Annotated in this window: 15 protein-coding genes; 7 read left to right on the top strand and 8 right to left on the bottom strand. The window is 71.9% G+C overall.

Annotation, left to right across the window (positions count from 1 at the left end; all coding sequences use genetic code 11):
* Window position 1 precedes the first annotated feature (1 nt).
* The 4 genes from ACFV9D_RS19600 to ACFV9D_RS19585 form a co-directional block, all read right to left on the bottom strand.
* Window positions 2–1,234, bottom strand: a complete 1,233-nt coding sequence (locus tag ACFV9D_RS19600; protein ID WP_385147354.1) for a sensor histidine kinase — start codon at window positions 1,232–1,234, stop codon at window positions 2–4.
* A 91-nt stretch (window positions 1,235–1,325) separates the two neighbouring features.
* The gene (locus ACFV9D_RS19595; RefSeq protein WP_385147351.1) at window positions 1,326–2,969 is read right to left on the bottom strand and encodes a SagB family peptide dehydrogenase; all 1,644 of its coding nucleotides are present in this window, start codon (window positions 2,967–2,969) and stop codon (window positions 1,326–1,328) included.
* A 23-nt stretch (window positions 2,970–2,992) separates the two neighbouring features.
* Window positions 2,993–5,272, bottom strand: coding sequence for a TOMM precursor leader peptide-binding protein (locus tag ACFV9D_RS19590; RefSeq protein WP_385147348.1), 2,280 nt, complete (start codon window positions 5,270–5,272; stop codon window positions 2,993–2,995).
* 141 nt (window positions 5,273–5,413) lie between these two features.
* Entirely contained in the window at window positions 5,414–5,563 is a 150-nt protein-coding gene (locus tag ACFV9D_RS19585; protein WP_385147345.1) for a hypothetical protein, read from the bottom strand.
* Window positions 5,564–5,770: 207 nt separating this feature from the next.
* On the opposite strand from ACFV9D_RS19585, the gene ACFV9D_RS19580 reads away from it, so the two are divergent.
* Together ACFV9D_RS19580 and ACFV9D_RS19575 are read left to right on the top strand one after the other, a co-directional pair.
* Window positions 5,771–6,592, top strand: coding sequence for a BTAD domain-containing putative transcriptional regulator (locus tag ACFV9D_RS19580; protein ID WP_385147342.1), 822 nt, complete (start codon window positions 5,771–5,773; stop codon window positions 6,590–6,592).
* Between the two features lie 5 nt (window positions 6,593–6,597).
* Complete coding sequence (locus tag ACFV9D_RS19575; RefSeq protein WP_385147339.1) at window positions 6,598–7,242, top strand: ScbR family autoregulator-binding transcription factor; 645 nt, start codon at window positions 6,598–6,600, stop codon at window positions 7,240–7,242.
* 77 nt (window positions 7,243–7,319) lie between these two features.
* Here the strand turns inward: ACFV9D_RS19575 and ACFV9D_RS19570 are convergent, their stop codons facing one another.
* From ACFV9D_RS19570 to ACFV9D_RS19555, 4 genes are all read right to left on the bottom strand, one after another.
* A complete protein-coding gene (locus ACFV9D_RS19570) occupies window positions 7,320–8,855 on the bottom strand; it encodes an ATP-dependent DNA ligase (protein ID WP_385147336.1) in 1,536 nt (511 codons plus the stop codon).
* Between the two features lie 13 nt (window positions 8,856–8,868).
* Window positions 8,869–9,327: a helix-turn-helix domain-containing protein gene (locus ACFV9D_RS19565; RefSeq protein WP_385147333.1), complete on the bottom strand. Its 459-nt coding sequence runs from the start codon at window positions 9,325–9,327 to the stop codon at window positions 8,869–8,871.
* A 90-nt stretch (window positions 9,328–9,417) separates the two neighbouring features.
* Window positions 9,418–10,668 (bottom strand): MFS transporter, encoded by a 1,251-nt coding sequence (locus tag ACFV9D_RS19560; RefSeq protein WP_385147330.1) that lies wholly within the window; start codon window positions 10,666–10,668, stop codon window positions 9,418–9,420.
* On the bottom strand, window positions 10,665–11,756 hold the full coding sequence (locus ACFV9D_RS19555) for an LLM class flavin-dependent oxidoreductase (protein WP_385147327.1): 1,092 nt from the start codon (window positions 11,754–11,756) through the stop codon (window positions 10,665–10,667). Before ACFV9D_RS19555 ends, ACFV9D_RS19560 begins: the two co-directional genes overlap by 4 nt.
* A gap of 227 nt (window positions 11,757–11,983) precedes the next feature.
* Between ACFV9D_RS19555 and ACFV9D_RS19550 the strand changes: the two genes are divergently transcribed.
* The 5 genes from ACFV9D_RS19550 to ACFV9D_RS19530 all read left to right on the top strand — a co-directional run.
* On the top strand, window positions 11,984–12,742 hold the full coding sequence (locus ACFV9D_RS19550; protein ID WP_385147324.1) for an SDR family NAD(P)-dependent oxidoreductase: 759 nt from the start codon (window positions 11,984–11,986) through the stop codon (window positions 12,740–12,742).
* A 61-nt stretch (window positions 12,743–12,803) separates the two neighbouring features.
* Window positions 12,804–13,556, top strand: coding sequence for an SDR family NAD(P)-dependent oxidoreductase (locus tag ACFV9D_RS19545; protein WP_385147321.1), 753 nt, complete (start codon window positions 12,804–12,806; stop codon window positions 13,554–13,556).
* 70 nt (window positions 13,557–13,626) lie between these two features.
* Window positions 13,627–14,550, top strand: coding sequence for a zinc-binding dehydrogenase (locus ACFV9D_RS19540; protein ID WP_385147318.1), 924 nt, complete (start codon window positions 13,627–13,629; stop codon window positions 14,548–14,550).
* A gap of 90 nt (window positions 14,551–14,640) precedes the next feature.
* Entirely contained in the window at window positions 14,641–15,216 is a 576-nt protein-coding gene (cysC, locus tag ACFV9D_RS19535; protein WP_385147315.1) for an adenylyl-sulfate kinase, read from the top strand.
* Window positions 15,213–15,634 (top strand): phosphoadenosine phosphosulfate reductase family protein (locus ACFV9D_RS19530; protein WP_385147312.1); only part of this gene is annotated, 422 nt, incomplete at its 3' end. The genes cysC and ACFV9D_RS19530, both read left to right, overlap by 4 nt.

Here is a 15,634-nt window from a genome sequence, read left to right as displayed (position 1 = left end):
GTCAGGGGCCCGGGAGGGCGGCGGCGTCCTGTTCGTCGCCCGGGGGCGCGCAGTCGCCGGGCTGCCGGGGGACCTCCGCGGTGAGCTGGAACCAGCCGTCCTCCCGTACGCCCGCGGTGAGTTGGCCGCCCAGTGCCTCCACCCGTGTGATCAGGTTCATCAGACCGCTGCCGCCGCCCCCGGGGTTGACCGGGTGAAGGGTCGAGCGCTCCGCTCCCACCCCGTCGTTGGCGACGGTGATCCGCACGCGGTCCCCGACCGCGGCCGTCTCGATCACACAGTGCTGGGCCTTGCTGTGCTGCAGCACGTTGGTGATGCCCTCACGGAGCACCGTCGCCATGACGGTGTCGACCTGCCCCGCGGACAGTTCGGCGTCGCTGCGTACCTCGGTCCGGATGCCGATCGTCTGCAGCAGCGCCTCGGCGGAGCTGACCTCACGGCGCAGACTCATGTGCAGATAGCTGCTGGCCACGGCGCGGACATCGGCCAGCGCCTGGCGGGCCGTCTGGAGGATCTCGGTTATCTCGGTCTCGGCGCGCTCCGGATCCAACCGGACGAGACGGTAGGTGAGTTCGCATTTCAGGGTGATGGTCGAGAGGCTGTACCCGAGCAGGTCGTGCAGGTCGCGAGCGAAGCGCAAACGTTCCTGCGTGATGGCCAGGCGGGCGAGTTCCTCGCGTGCGGTCTGCACCTCGCGGATCAGGTCGGCAAGCCGGCTCAACCCGTAGACGACGAGGCCGGTGAGGCTGGTGGCGACGCAGTTGTACGCCAGTTGCCCCACGCCGAAGCCGACCGTGAACTGGATCAGTCCGGTGGTCACCACGACGGTGCCGAAGGCGAGCCAGCCCAGTGCGGTGCGCAGCACGAGCAGCGAGGACGCGGCGAGGAAACCGGGCATGCCCAGCCAGGCGGCGCCGAAGACGGTGAACGGCGCGTACGTCAGCAGTGTTTGCGCGGCGAGAGTCCAGCGGCTGTGCCGGGTCACGGCACGCGGCATGGACGAGGGGAAGGAATGGCACAGCTGCAGCCCCAGCAGGAGCAGCAGCAGTGCGAAGCAGCACACCAGGCTGAAGGTGGTGTACCGGGCTTGGAGCACATACGTGACGGCGACCGCGAAGAAGCCGCAGATGACCACGGTCGTGATGGCGACGGCGACCCGTGGCGCCATTTCGGCCCGGGGGGCCAGCCCTTCTTCGAGTGGATTGTCACGGGAGGCCGACGCTGTTCGACGCATGAAGGCTCCTCACCTGAAGTTGCTCCGGTATCCGCAGCATATGCAGCACCGGGCCCCAAGTGGCCGGAAGCATACGTTCCTCAGTCGACCGTTACTCGGCGGTGTGGGCGAGGGTGCGCCGCAGTTCCTCGGTGCAACGGACATGCCAGTCGTGTCCGTGCACCTCCACGGCGGCCGGCAGCGGGCCGTCGGCGCCCGGCGCGGAGGGCAGCGTGCCCAGGACGAACTCGCCCACGGCCGACTCCGTACGCCAGTCCAGGCCGAGCGCGTGAGCGGACAGGTCGCTGTCGCCGATCGCCAGGGCGCACGGCCCCAGACCCATCGCCGTGCACACCAGGTACAGCGTCTGCTGGAGCACCCCCACGTCCTTGAGCAGCCCGCTGTACGCAAGTCCGCTGTACTTCAACGTCATCCGGCGAAACCGTGCCGTCATGGTGATCAGTACGTGCGGCTCGGCCGTCAGACCGGCCGTCGAACGCGCCTCGGCGAGCAGCTCGTCCAGGCTGTCCGCTGCCATGTCCACTCGGGTCAGGGCGTGTTCGGCAGGGTCGTAGTGGTAGGTGCCCCGCTCGAGCCCCGCGCACTTGCTCACCGTGAGGTAGAGCTCCAGCGCGTACGCGCCGCCCATGCTCGGGTACGGACGGCTGGTGAGGACCGGCTCGCCGTCGTCGGGCCGGAAGTCCCCCATGGACCGTACGCGCGCGGAGCGGTACAGCAGCTCGCCCACCTGGACGAGATCCAGCGGACGTTCGCCGTAGTCGCGCACCGAGCGGCGCGCCTCGAGGGCCACGGTGAAAGGGGGATCGCGGTCGAGGACACGGTCCAGTTCGGGGACGGGCAGGGGCACCCGGACCGGACCGGGGTGGGCTCGGGCGACCACGGGTTCCGCTGCCAGCACGTCCGTGAAGCCGTCCGTGGCGCCCACCGGGTCGTCGTGGCGGCCCTGCCGGCTGCGGGCGTGCAGCATCAGATCGTGCGGCGACCACGGAAGCAGCGCCGGATCGTGATCCTCGGCGAAGGCGTACTGCTCCTTCGCGCCGGCCTCCTTCGTACCAGTAGCGGGCGGAGTCCCCCTGACCACCATGCCCGACGCCTCCAGATACGACATGGCCCGGCGCACGTCGTCCACCGGCATGCGCAGCCGCCCCGCCGCCTCCCGCGGAGTGGAGGGGCGGGCGAAGCAGCTCACCAGCCAGGCCGAGCGGGGCTGGTGCAGGACCACGCGCTGCCCGGAGAGCGGCGACTCCGCGCACAGACCGTCCTCGTGGGTGCGCAGCGCGGCGAAGCGGGAGAGCCGCAGAACGGCGTCGGCGGGCGTGGCGGCCGGCCGGAAGCGGGCGTACCGGGAGATCGGGACCACCGACAGCAGCGTCTTGCCGTCCTTCGTGGCCAGCGAACGCACGAGGACGTTCTCCATCGACCGCAGGAGGGACGCCAGTACGTCACGCTCCGGGCTTCCCGGCCCGTCCGGTGCGCTGATGCCGGCCACCACGTTGTCCAGCGACACCGGACCGTACGACAGACGCTCCAGCGCGAGGAGGACCACCGGGTCCGTGATCGGCAGCCGCGTCTCGCCCCAGCGGGTCGACAGCAGCGCCGCCTCGTCGGGGGAGCTCCCCGCCGACGGGGCCCCGATGGTCTCGTCGGGCAGTTCCAGCAGGGTGTCCTGACGCAGTGACCACAAGTCGACCAGACCGGGTTCCGGTCCGATGAGGGGCAAAGAGAACGTGGGCACGGCGCAGGACCTTTCTGACAGTGTCAAAGAAACAGCGGGACCGGGTTGAGGTCCTCGTAGCGGGTGGGGGCGGGCAGCCGGCCGAGCCGCACCGGGACGTCGTAGAGCCGTCCCGGACCGAACCGCGTCCAGAACGTCCGCAGTCCCGGCACGATCACCTTCACCACGGGCAGTGCGACATCGGGGCGCGTCTGGTCGAGGACCAGCAGCTCCATGCCGCGCGCGGCGACGAGGTCCTCGATCGCTGCCACGTCCTCCCGCAGATCCCCGCGGCGGACGGGTACGTAGGAGCCGGGGACGGTGGCCGGGAGCCCCGAACCGGGAAGCAGGTAGGGCTGGTTCGTCACGGTGGCGCCCTGCCACCAGGCCAGCGCGACGGGGTCGTCGCAGGAGTACCCGGTGCCGTCGGCCCGCACCTCCGCCACGGGCGGCAGCATCTGGTTGACCTCCGCCAGCGCCCGGCGCAGCGCGAGCCGGGGGTCGAAGTGCGCACCGAACCCCAGGGTGATGTCCTCCGCCGGCTTGTCGGTGCGCCGCGAGACCGCCGCGAAGACCGGAATGCCGAGGTCGCTGGTGAGGTCCAGGGCCCACAGCTCCCGGTGCACGGCCGCGTGTCCCTCCCGTACCTTCTGGATCCACGGGTCGTCGAACGCCTCCATGTCGACCGCCGCCTGCCGGGTGCGGTTGTACCACCACAGGCCGACGGCGTCCCGCTCGACCAGCTCCAGGAAGCCCTGGACGATGGCGTCCTCGACGCAGCTGCCCGCGGCGGCGCCGTTGGAGTTGGCCGAGCAGAACCGGCTTCCTGGTGTGCGGGGAGCGTTGTAGTAGAGCATCGACGTCGGCAGCAGACGGTGACGGCGCCCGGTCAGTGACCACACCGGCGTCCAGTCCAGCGGTACGGTCTCGTCGAAGGGCTCGCAGATCCGGTGCGCCGGCCCGTGGGAGGCGTTCCAGGCCTCGCGGTCCTCGAACTGCCGCGGGTGGAAGAGCTGCACCTCGTCCGGGTGCACGGCGCGGTCGGCGACCTCCCGGTAGGAGGCGCGGAGCGTCGGCTCGTCGCCCTGGAAGAAGCCGCTGTGCCGCTCGACCGCCTCGCACAGGGCGCTGACTCGGGCGTTGAGTGGCGTGGTGCCCTTGCCGGAACTGGTGCTGCGCAGCCCTGCCCGTACGGAGGACAGCCCGTCCGGCGAGTGCACCGGATTGTGCCCGGCATGGAAGCAGTTGAGGAACTCCGGTCCGCGGCTGTCGCGGCGCACCTCCTTGACGACACCGGTCAGCGGATCCACCAGGTGCCCGTACCGGCGGAGCATCTCCTCCGGCGACAGCCACCGGTCACCGCAGTCCACCGTCGCCTTGCTGCGGCTGCGCAGCGTCAGCGGAGCGCCGACCCGGCGGGCGACGGCCCCGGGGTCCCCGCACGCCGGGCACTGCGGTCGGCGGCGTACGGGGTGGTGGCGGCCGGTCAGGGTGAGCGTGTCGAGCCGCCATATGGCGTCCTGGCCGGGGTGGCGGTGTCCGGCGAGCCACTTGACGGCCTCCAGCGTCGCCAGATGCAGCCCGGCGGCCCGGCCCGCGGCCAGTGACGAGGGCGGTGTGAAGGCGCGCCGGCCCAGCGCCCGGTCCAGGTAGGTCTCGGCCGGACGGTTGCGGCGCAGCACGTCCGTGACACAGGTCCAGCAGGGTCCCTCACCGGGCTGGAACACCGGCCCGATCCAGGGCTGTTCGCCCACGAACCGTACGAGCAGCCACGGGACCCCGGACTCCCGGTGGGCGGCGTCGATCTCGGCGAGCGCCGGGTCGGTGTAGTCGTCGCAGACGGCGAGGGTGAAGCCGGCGGCGCCGGCGTCCTCCGGACGGTGCAGCCGGATACCGGCTGCCAGGAGCGCGTCGGCCAGCTCGGCGACGCTCGCGCGGCTCGTCTCCCCGACGCCGACGACCTCCACCGGGGTGCCGCAGGCGCGCCGGGTGGCGGTCACACCGTCGATCCCGGCCAGTTCCCAGAACGCCAGGTCGGCGGCGGGTCCCGTCGCCGACGGGTCCCGGTCGTCGAGCAGACCGGCCGTCAACAGCTGGGAGACGACCTTCTCCGCCTGCTGGGCGGGGATCATCCGCTCCGCGTCGGCCACCAGCCGGTCGAGGCTGCGGGTTCCGTCGAGCAAGGGCGCGAGCGCGGTGACACCCGATCCCCGTAATGCCGTCACACCGCGTTCCGATACGAGATACACCCCTTCACCGGGGACGACCTCCGCTTTGAGATGGGGTTTGAAGGCGAGACCCGATCTGCTGGGCTGTTCATCCATCACTGTCTCCCCTTGACGCGTGGACGGGAACGTTCGCTTCGGTGTGTGTGCGTGCTGCGCGCCCGGGCCGTTCGGTCACGGCCACGGAACGGCCGGCGGGCGCGCAGGGACGGTACGTCTCCGGGATGTGGACCCGGGGCCTCAGTCGCCGTAGACGTCGACCCAGCAGATGCAGGTACCCGGCTGGAACTGCTCGGCGGTCTGCGAGACCAGCTCCTCCACGACCAGCTCCTCGCACACGTTGGGAGCGGTGACGACAACGGCGGTGGCGACTGCGTGCGTGAGGTTCATGCATCCCCCTCGGATGGCCCGGCCGCACCCTGCGGCGGTGACCAGGAGTCTGTCCCCGGCCCGGGGGCGGTGGGCAGTGTCTGCCTCACAAGCCTCATGTGAAGTTCTCATGGTCGTTCCGGGCGTGCTTCATCCCTGCCTGAGGAGCCCTGCACTGGCCCTGGAGAACGCCTTTTGGAAGCCTCGATGGGGTGGAGAGGAGAAGCGATGGACCTGAAGGTTCTCGGCATGTTCGACGTGAGTGTGGGCGGTGTGCCGGTGGCGCCGTCCGCGTCGAAACCGCGACAGCTGCTGGCCACTCTGGCGGTGCACTCCGGCCAGGTCGTGTCCGTGGGGGCGTTGATCGGTGAGCTGTGGGGGGCGGAGCCGCCGCGGAGCGCGCAGGCGACGCTGCAGACGTACGTGATGCAGTTGCGCGGAGCAGTCGGCACGGCCCTGGAGGCCGACGGCAGGCCCGCTCAGGACGCGAAGCGGATCCTGGTGACGCGGCCCGGTGGGTATCTGCTCGACCGGGGTGAAGGCACCAGCGATGTGAAGGAGTTCGAGCGCTTGTCCGGCCTGGCCTACCAGGCCCTCGCCGACCGCGACACCGATACGGCGGCGCGGACCCTGCGAGCGGCGCTCGGCCTGTGGAGGGGGCCCGCCTTCGGGGACGTACAGGCCGGAGCGCTCCTTGCGCTGGAGGCCAGGCGGCTGGAGGAGGCCCGCCTGTGCGTGCAGGAACACCGCATCGAACTGGACCTGCGGCAGGGGCGGCACCGCGAACTCATCGGGGAGCTCAGCGTGCTGGTGCAGCAGCATCGCACCCACGAGAACCTGCACGCGCATCTGATGCTCGCGCTGTACCGGTCCAGCCGGCGCACCGAGGCGCTCGACGTGTACCAGCGGCTGCGGGGCACGCTGGTCCGCGAGCTCGGCCTGGAGCCTTCGGAACAGCTCCGTGAGCTGCAGCACGCGGTGCTCACCGCGTCGCCGAAGCTCCTCGACGTGCCGGAAGCGGACGACCGCCGGCTCATGCAGGTGGGGTGAGGGGTATGCAGGAGCGATCCGAGCGCACCCGTGCCCGGCTCGTCGAGGCCGCCGCGGAACTCTTCGACCGGTACGGGTACGCCGAGGCCAGCCTGGGCGACATCAGCCGGGTCGCCGGAGTGACCAAGGGGGCGCTGTACTTCCACTTCGCGAGCAAGCAGGAACTGGCCACCGCGGTTCAGGAGAGCGGTTGCCGTCTCCTCGAGGAGACGGTCCTCGCGCTGGGCCGCAGCGGACAGCCGGCTCTGCAGTCGCTGATCGACACCACCCACGCCCTGGCCGTATGGGCGTCGGCGGACCCGATCGTGCGGGCCAGCTTCCGACTCGGACGCGAGCGGGCCGGCGGCGAACGCCCGGTGCTCAACTACCACCTGGTGTGCGTGGCCACGGCGGGGCGGCTGCTCCTGCGGGCCGCGGAGGAGGGGGCACTGCGCCAGGGCGTGGCGGAGGACGCCGCGCGGACGCTCGTCGCGGGGGTGGTCGCCGGGATCGAGGCGGCCGCGTGGAGCGGCGCTCCGTACCCGGAGCTCTCCGCTCAACTGGGCCAGGCCTGGGCCTTGGTGCTCCGGGCGGTGGCGGAGGAGCATGCCGCGCGGGGGCTGCGTACCACTCCGCCCGCCGTCCGCCGCCCGGAGCCGGTCGCCCGCTGACGGGGCCCGGGTGTCGCTGCTTGGTGTTCCGTGGCCGACCACAGGCCCCGGTAGCGCGGGCGTCCGCGCCGGGCGGGTCAGGGCAGCATTGCGGTCACCGCCGCCACGGTGTCCGCGTCCGCCGGGGTCTTGTCCTCGCGGTAGCGCACCACGCGGGCGAAGCGGAGGGTGACGCCCGCGGGGTAGCGGGTGGAGCGCTGGACTCCGTCGAAGGCGATCTCGACGACGAGTTCGGGGCGTACGGTGACGCCCCAGGGCTCCTCCGTGGCGGTCAGCTCCCGCAGTCGCTCGGTCTGCCAGGTGAGCAGGGCGTCGGTCAGGCCCTTGAACGTCTTGCCCAGCATGGCGAAGGAGCCGTCGGCCCCCCGTGCGCCCAGATGCAGGTTGGACAGCGTTCCGGTGCGCCGGCCGTGGCCCCATTCGGCGCCGAGGACCACCAGGTCCAGGGTGTGCACCGGCTTCACCTTCAGCCAGGAGGTGCCGCGGCGCCCCGCGCTGTAGACCGCGTCCAGGGACTTGACGACCACACCCTCCTGACCCCGTTCGAGCGCGTCCGCGGCGAAGGCCGTCGCGGCCGCGCGGCCCTCCGGATCAGCGGGGTCCGCCACCACCAGCCGGCGCACGCGCTGCGCTTCGGGGACCAGCCGGTCGAGCAGCGCGCGTCGCTCGGCGGCCGGAGCGGTGAGCAGGTCCTCGCCGTCGGCGTACAGCACGTCGAAGAAGACCGGTGAGAGCGGCACCGTCGTCCGGGCGCCGGCCACGTCGAGCGTGGAGCCGGTCCGTCCGGACGTCTCCTGGAACGGCCGTGGCCGGCCCCGCTCGTCGAAGGCCAGCAGTTCCCCGTCCAGTACCACCTGACGTACCGGCAGCGCGCGGACCAGCGCCACCACCTCCGGAGTCCGGTCGGTGATCTCGGCGAGAGTACGGGTGAAGACGTGCACGACGTCACCGTCGCGGTGCACCTGGATGCGGATGCCGTCGAGCTTCTCCTCCAGGGCGCACGGCCCCGTCCTGTCGAGGGCCTCGTCGACGTCCTTGGCCGTATGGGCCAGCATCGGCAGAACCGCACGCCCCACCATGAGACGAAACCCGGCGAGAGCGGCCGGGCCTTCGGAGAGCAGCACCTCCGCGACGGCGGCCGGCGAACCGCTCAGCATGACCGCCTGCCGGACGTCGGCGACTGCCGCGCCGGCCGCCGCGGCGAGGCCCTCCAAGGCCACGGCGTCGAGGGCGCCCTGGCGCAACTCGCCGCTGATCAGCCGGAAGAGGAACAGCTGCTCCTCCTCGGTGGCCGCGCCCATCAGCTCGTCGAGGAGCCTCTTCCGCTCGCCCTGCGCGCCCTTGCCGGACACGGCGGCGATCCGGGTGAGTGTCGCGTCGACCTCTCTCACCCCGAGCCGCGGCTCGGCGGCGGGCTGCCGTCGTTCCTTGAGGGTGTTCCAGCCGACGCCGATTCTGCGTTGCGGCAGCCGCCCGGCCAGATACGTGATCACGATCGGGGCATCCGCGGGCTCGGTCGCCCGGAACAGGTCGGCCAGGAGGGCGATCTTCTCCGTACGTGCGGAGGCGGCGCCGATGTCCCGGGACGTCCGCGCGATGTCGGCGAGTCTCATGAGGAATGCCCTCTCAGTCGATGTGGCCCTGCTTGCGCAGTCTGCTCACCCACGCCTGCGCGGTGTGCCGCGGCACACCGAACCGCTTGGCGACGGCTCCGACGCTTCCGCCGAGTTCCTCGTAGGCCGCCACGACCACCTCGGTCTCGGGCATCTTCCGGTAGGGCCGCGGACGGTCCTCGTCGGGAGTCGCAGGGGCGACAGGGGCGACAGGGGCGAGGGAGACGGGGGCCGAAGGGGCGGACTCCGCGTTCAGGGCGGTCGAACCGGGGCTGATGGCACGGACCAGCAGGTCGAAGTCGACCGTGGGAAGCGCGCGATTGTGCAGTCCCGAACCACCCGCTGCACGCACGGTGAGCTCGACGATGCGCGGCCCGTCCGTGGTGTCGACCCGCACGGTGGTCTGAGGCCCGGTGAGATCCGGTTCCCCGTCACTGCCGGTCGGAGTGATAACAATGACGTATTCGCTCACTTTGCGCCTCCTCGAGAGATCGTCAGTCTACTCTCGATGGAGACTGTGGTGGGTCCGGCGGGATTCTCCCTCGGACCCACCACGCCGTCGTCAGTGCGCGCCCCCGCGCAGGCGCGGAGCGTCCACGAGCACCGCCACCAGGACCGACGCCGCGGCGATCAGCGCACCGGCTGTCACCGCCGCCGTACGGGTGTCGAGCGCCAGCATGAGGGGGACGCCCACGGCTCCGCCGAGCTGGGTGGTGATGTTCACCATCCCGCCCGCCGTCGCCATGTCCCGGGGCTCGGTCCGCTGGGCGAGGGTGCCGTTCGCCGAGATCATGATCCAGGTGATGCCGAAGCCCATCAGCAGGACCGAGGGCAGCACGCCCGCGGCGTACGAAGTGCCGGGTGTGGCCACGGCGAGCCAGGCGGTGCCCGCCGCGACGAGCGCGGTTCCCGAGGACAGCAGGGCCTTCGGGGTGAGCGTCCGCAGCAGAAGGGGTGCGCCGAACACGGAGTTCGCCACGACCACCGCGGCCAGCGGCAGGATCGCCAGGCCCGCTCCGGTGGGGCTCCAGCCCGAGCCTTCCTGCAGCGTGTAGCTGATCACCGTGAAACCGCCGAAGGTGCCGATGTTGGCGGTGAACACGGCCAGGAAGACCCCGGCCCTGGTGCGGTCCCGCAGCACCCGGAGGGGGAGCAGCGGACCCGTGGTGCGATGCTCGGCCGGGGTGTCGGCGGGGATGGCGTACAGCGCCACGGCGACCGCGAACGCGGCGAGCGGTGCGAGCCCGTACATGCACCACCGCCAGCCCGCGTGCTCGGTCAGCAGGCCGCCGAACAGGACGCCGAGCCCGCCTCCGCCCCCCGCCACTGCGGTGAACACGCCGATGGCGGTGCCCCGTTCACGCGGGTCGGGGAAGGTCTTGGCCACCAGTGCCATGCTGGCCGGGGCCAGCGCCAGGGCTCCGAAGGCGCCCTGCAGTCCGCGCAGGACGAGCAGCTCGCCGGGACCGTCCGCCGTTCCGGTCAGCAGGGAGGCGGCGCCGAAGCCGGCCAGGCCGACGACGAACGCGCGGCGCCTGCCCAGGCGTTCCGAGAGGCGACCGGCGGGCAGGAACAGCAGGCCGAAGGCCAGGGTGTACACGGAGATCACCAACGCCCGCTCCGCGCCGGTCAGTCCGAGCTCCCGCTGGACCGAGGGCAGAGCCACCGGCACCAGGTTCATCTCCATCACGACGGTGAGCTGGGCGGCCGCCAGGGCCGCCAGCGCCCACCAGCGCAGTGGAGAGGCGGCGGGGGGTGCCCCGGCGGGCCGCGCCTGCGCAGCGGCGGTGGGGGCGGTGTGGGCCGCGGTCATCGGTCCTCCGCGATCAGCCGGGCGAACGGCAGCCGGGGGGCGACCTCCTCGGCGAAGAGGGTGAGCGAGCGCGCCGAGTCCTCGTAGGGCAGGTGCCCGGAGTGGGTGGTGAGGGTGAGGTCGACGTCCTCGCCGTACCAGCCGGCGATCCGCTCGATCTGGGCGGCGATCTCGGCCGGGCTGCCGGCGAGCACCCGGCCCGCCGCGACCCGGTCGTCGAAGTCGGCGGAGCCACGGGTCGCGGCGTCGGCGAGCTTCTCGTACCCCGGATAGGCGGAGCTGCGGGTGCCCGCCCAGGACAGCGTGGCCGCGGAGATCTTCTCGCCGTACCGGCCCTCCACGAAGCGTCCCGTGGCGCGGGCGGTGTCGCCGTCCTCAGCCACGTAGCAGGGGTAACTGAGCTCGATCCGGCCGGTGTCCGGCTCCAGGCCGGCGTCCACCCGGCCCTTGCGGTAGGCGGAGATCAGCTCCTGCACCCGCTCGGTGGGGGAGACCGCGGCGATGATCTGCAGACCTCGGCCCGCGCGCCCGGCCGCGGTGCAGGAGTCGACGCTGGTGGTCACGGCGGAGAACACCGGCGGGTGCGGCTGCTGGGCCGGTCGGGGCAGCAGCGTGACCGGGCCGAAGCGGTGGAAGCTGCCGTCGAAGACGACGTCCTCCTCCGTCCACAGGCGTACGCAGGCCTCGGCGCCCTCCTCGAACCGCTCGCGGCTCTCGTCCATGGGGACGCCGAACGCGGCGAACTCGTCGGGGAGGAAGCCGCGGCCGAAGCCGACGTCGAGCCGGCCGTGGGAGATGTTGTCCAGCATGGCCAGCTGGCCCGCCAGCTTGATGGGGTGCGCGAAGGCCGGGATCACGGCGCCGGTGCCGAGCCGGATACGGGTGGTCACCGCGGCCGCCGCGGCGAGGAACGTGGTGGGGGAGGGGCTGTAGCCGCCGTAGTCGAAGAAGTGGTGCTCCACCACCTTCAGCTGGAAGTAGCCGAGTTCCTCGGCGAGCTGGACCAGGCGCAGCCCCTCGTCGTAGTACTCGGCCGGGTTCTTCTCCCCGGGGCCTGTCGTCGGGAAGTACAGGATGCCGAACCTCATACCGTTCCTCGTTCCGTCCGCCGGTGTGGTGTCTTGTGGTGACTTCCGAGACTGCCAAGCCTCCCTGGACGGAATCTCGACGCAAGAGCGCGGCACGCTGGGGCCCCGGTAGAGACTCTTCACGACTTTAGTGTTGTGTGTGCAGAGTTTCCGTGTAGTCTCTTGGTGTGTTCTCGCGACCGGAGGACCGCTTGAGGACTCGACCCGAGGCTCGGAGGAGTGCACTGATGGGACAGCCCGGAAACGACCGCCGCTCGGTGGTGATCACCGGTGGGGGCACCGGCATCGGCCGAGCCGCCGCACACGCCTTCGCCGACGAGGGCCATGACGTACTGATCGTCGGCAGGGACGAGACGGCGCTGAAGGAGGCCGCACACGACCGGCCCGCGATCCGCCACCTGGCGCTCGACATCACCGCGCCGGGCGCCCCCGAGGAGATCGTCCGCACCGCCGTCACCGCGCTCGGCGGCATCGACGTCCTCGTCAACAACGCCGCCGTGGTCAAGAGGCAGCCGCTGGAGGACATCGACCGGCGGATCGCCGAGGAGCAGATCGCCACCAACCTGCTGGCCCCGCTGCTGCTCACCCAGGCCGCGCTGCCCCAGCTGCGCGCCGCCGGCGGCGTCGTCGTCAACGTCAGCGCCTCCGCGGCCGTCCGCGGCTGGGCGGGCAGCTCGGTGTACGGCGCGACCAAGGCCGGTCTGGACTTCCTCACCCGCACCTGGGCCGTCGAGCAGGCACCGCACGGAGTCCGGGTCGTCTCGGTCTCCCCCGGCCCCGTGGAGACCGGCATCGCCCGCGCCTCCGGACTGGACGAGGAGCAGATCGCCCGGCTGCGCGCGGCCCAGAAGGCCGGTGTGCCGATGGGCCGCATCGGTCAGCCCGAGGAGATCGCCTGGTGGATCGTCACCATGGCCCGCCCCGAAGGGGCCTTCGCGACCGGCGTGGTCCTGCCGGTCGACGGCGGGGCCGCGACCAAGCTCTGACCGGCCCTCACCGGCTTCGACCAGCTCTGACCAGCACTGACTCTGCTCTGAGGAGAGACGCATGAAACTCACCGGACCGCGCCTCGACGGTCGCGTGGCCGTCGTCACCGGCGCCGGCCGCGGCCTCGGGCGGCGCATTGCCGAGGCGTTCACGGCCCAGGGCTGCCGGGTGGTGGCCTCCTCCCGCACCGTCGATCAGCTCAAGGACTGGGTGGAGGCCCACCCAGGCCGGGCCGCGGCCGTGGCGGCCGACGTCCGCGACCCCGAGGCGATGGACGCCCTCATGCGGACCGCCCGTGAGCGCTTCAACGGTCTGGACATCGTGGTGGCCAACGCCGGGGTCAGCAGGCCCGGTCCGGCGGCAGCGCTCGAACCCGCCGACTGGGACGAGGTGATGGGCACCAACCTCGGCGGAGTCGTCAACTGCACCCGCGCGGCCGTTCCCCACCTGGAGGACTCGCCCGCAGGCCGGATCATCAACCTCTCGTCCGTGCTCGCCTCCCGGCCCGTCAGGGGCGGAGCCGCCTATTGCGCCTCCAAGGCCGCGGTGGAGGCGTACACCAAGGTCTGTGCTCTGGAACTGGCCGGCAAGGGCATCACCGTCAACTGCCTCGCCCCCGGCTTCATCGACGACGGCATGGGCCGCGAACTGCGCGCCAACGAAGCGGTGTGGGCGCACTACCGGAGCAAGCTCGCCGCCGGACGGATGGGCACGGGTGACGAGGTCGCCAGTGCCGCGGTCTTCCTCGCCGGCGGGGACAGCAGCTATGTCAACGGACACGTTCTCGAAGTCAACGGAGGCGTGTCGTGGTAGCCCGTCCTTTCCGCGCGGCCCAGCCCGTCCGTCACGGCCTACGCCGTCCCATCCGTCAGGAGACCCCCCGATGAAGGCGCTGATCACCACCGGCGAGGGCCCGTTCGGCCTGCGGCACGAGGAGACCCGGGATCCGGTACCGGCGCCCGGTGAGGCGCTCGTCCGCGTCCAGGCCGTCTCCGTCAACCGCGGCGAGCTCGCGCTCGCCGCCGTTTCACCGGCCGGCACCCGGCTGGGGTGGGACGTCGCGGGCACGGTCGTCGAGGCCGCCGCCGACGGCTCCGGCCCGCCTCCCGGCACCCGGGTCGTCGGTCTCGCCGACGGCGGCGGCTGGGCGGAACGGGTCGCTCTGCCGGTGTCCCGGCTGGCCGAGATCCCCGCCACCGTCACCGACGAACAGGCCGCCGCGCTGCCCGTGGCCGCGCTCACCGCCTGGTACGGGCTGCGCAAGGCGGGCCCGCTCCTCGGCCGCACCGTCCTGGTGACGGGTGCGGGCGGCGGTGTCGGCCGGATGGCGGTGCAGCTGGCCGCCGCGGCCGGCGCGCGCGTCGTCGCGTGGACCGGCTCCCCCGATCGCGGGCAGGGTCTTGCCGAACTCGGCGCGGAGGTCGTCTCCACCTATGAGCAGGCGGAGGGCGGCGGTTCGGACGTGCTGTTCGACAGCGTCGGCGGGGACGTGCTGACCCGGGCCTTCGTCACCCTCCGCCGCGGCGGGGTCGCCGTCGTGTACGGGAACACCACCCGCTCCGAGTTGGTGCTGCCGCCCGACTGGGGGCGGGCCCGGCCGGGAGTCTCCCTGCACAACGTGTTCCTCTTCGACGAGATCGAACGCCAGGACCCCGCGGCCGACTTGAGCACCCTGCTGAGGCTCTGTGCGGCCGGCCGGCTCGATCCGCAGGTCGCGGTCACGGCCTCCTGGGACGACCCGGCCGAGGTGCTGAAACAGCTGGAGGGCCGATCCGTCAACGGGAAAGTCGTCCTCCGGCTGCCCTGACCCCACGAGTGTCCCGACCGACCCGAGTGACCCGAGTGACCCACGAGTGAGCGGCCCGCCCGTGAGGCGGGCCGCCGAGGAGCTGAAGCCATGGTTGTGACGGCACACCGTCCCACCTCCACCTGCACCTGCACCTGTGGAGCCACGATCTGGCTCACGGGTCTGCCGAGCGCCGGCAAGACGACGATCGCGTACGAGCTGGCCGGCCGGCTGCGCGGCGAGGGTCACCGGGTCGAGGTGCTCGACGGCGACGAGATCCGGGCCTTCCTCTCGCCAGGGCTCGGCTTCAGCCGCGAGGACCGCGACACCCACGTACGGCGGATCGGCATGGCCGCCGAGGTCCTCGCACGCAACGGGGTGAAGGTCCTGGTGCCGGTCATCGCTCCGTACGCCGACAGCCGTGCGGCCGTCCGCGCACACCACCGCGCCGCCGGCGTCCCGTTCCTGGAGGTGCACGTCGCCGCCCCGGTGGAGGTGTGCTCCGTACGCGATGTGAAGGGGCTGTACGCCAAGCAGGCCGCCGGCGAGATCAGCGGTCTGACCGGGGTCGACGACCCGTACGAGGAGCCGGTGACTCCCGATCTGCGGATCGAGTCCCAGAACCAGACCGTGCAGGAGTCCGCGGCGACGCTCCACGCGCTGCTCGTCGAGAGGCATCTGCTGTGACCGTCGTCGCCGTCACCACTGCCACGCGCGCGTACGCCGCCGTCGTCCCGGCGGAGGACCCGTTCGCGTTGTCGCACCTGGACTCGCTGGAGTCCGAGGCCGTTCACATCTTCCGTGAGGTGGCGGGCGAGTTCGAGCGGCCGGTGATCCTCTTCTCCGGTGGCAAGGACTCGATCGTCATGCTGCACCTGGCGCTCAAGGCGTTCGCGCCGGCGCCGGTGCCGTTCACGCTGCTGCACGTCGACACCGGGCACAACTTCCCCGAGGTCCTCGACTACCGCGACCGCACGGTCGAGAAGCACGGGCTGCGTCTCCACGTCGCTTCCGTGCAGGAGTACATCGACGCCGGGAAGTTGCGCGAGCGTCCCGACGGGACGCGCAACCCGCTCCAGACGGTGCCGCTGACCGAGGCGATCCA

It is taken from the genome of Streptomyces sp. NPDC059875, assembly GCF_042731085.1.
Classification (GTDB): domain Bacteria; phylum Actinomycetota; class Actinomycetes; order Streptomycetales; family Streptomycetaceae; genus Streptomyces.
The sequence above is the reverse complement of the archived record's forward strand: the minus strand, read 5'-3'. Positions and strand labels throughout refer to the sequence as shown.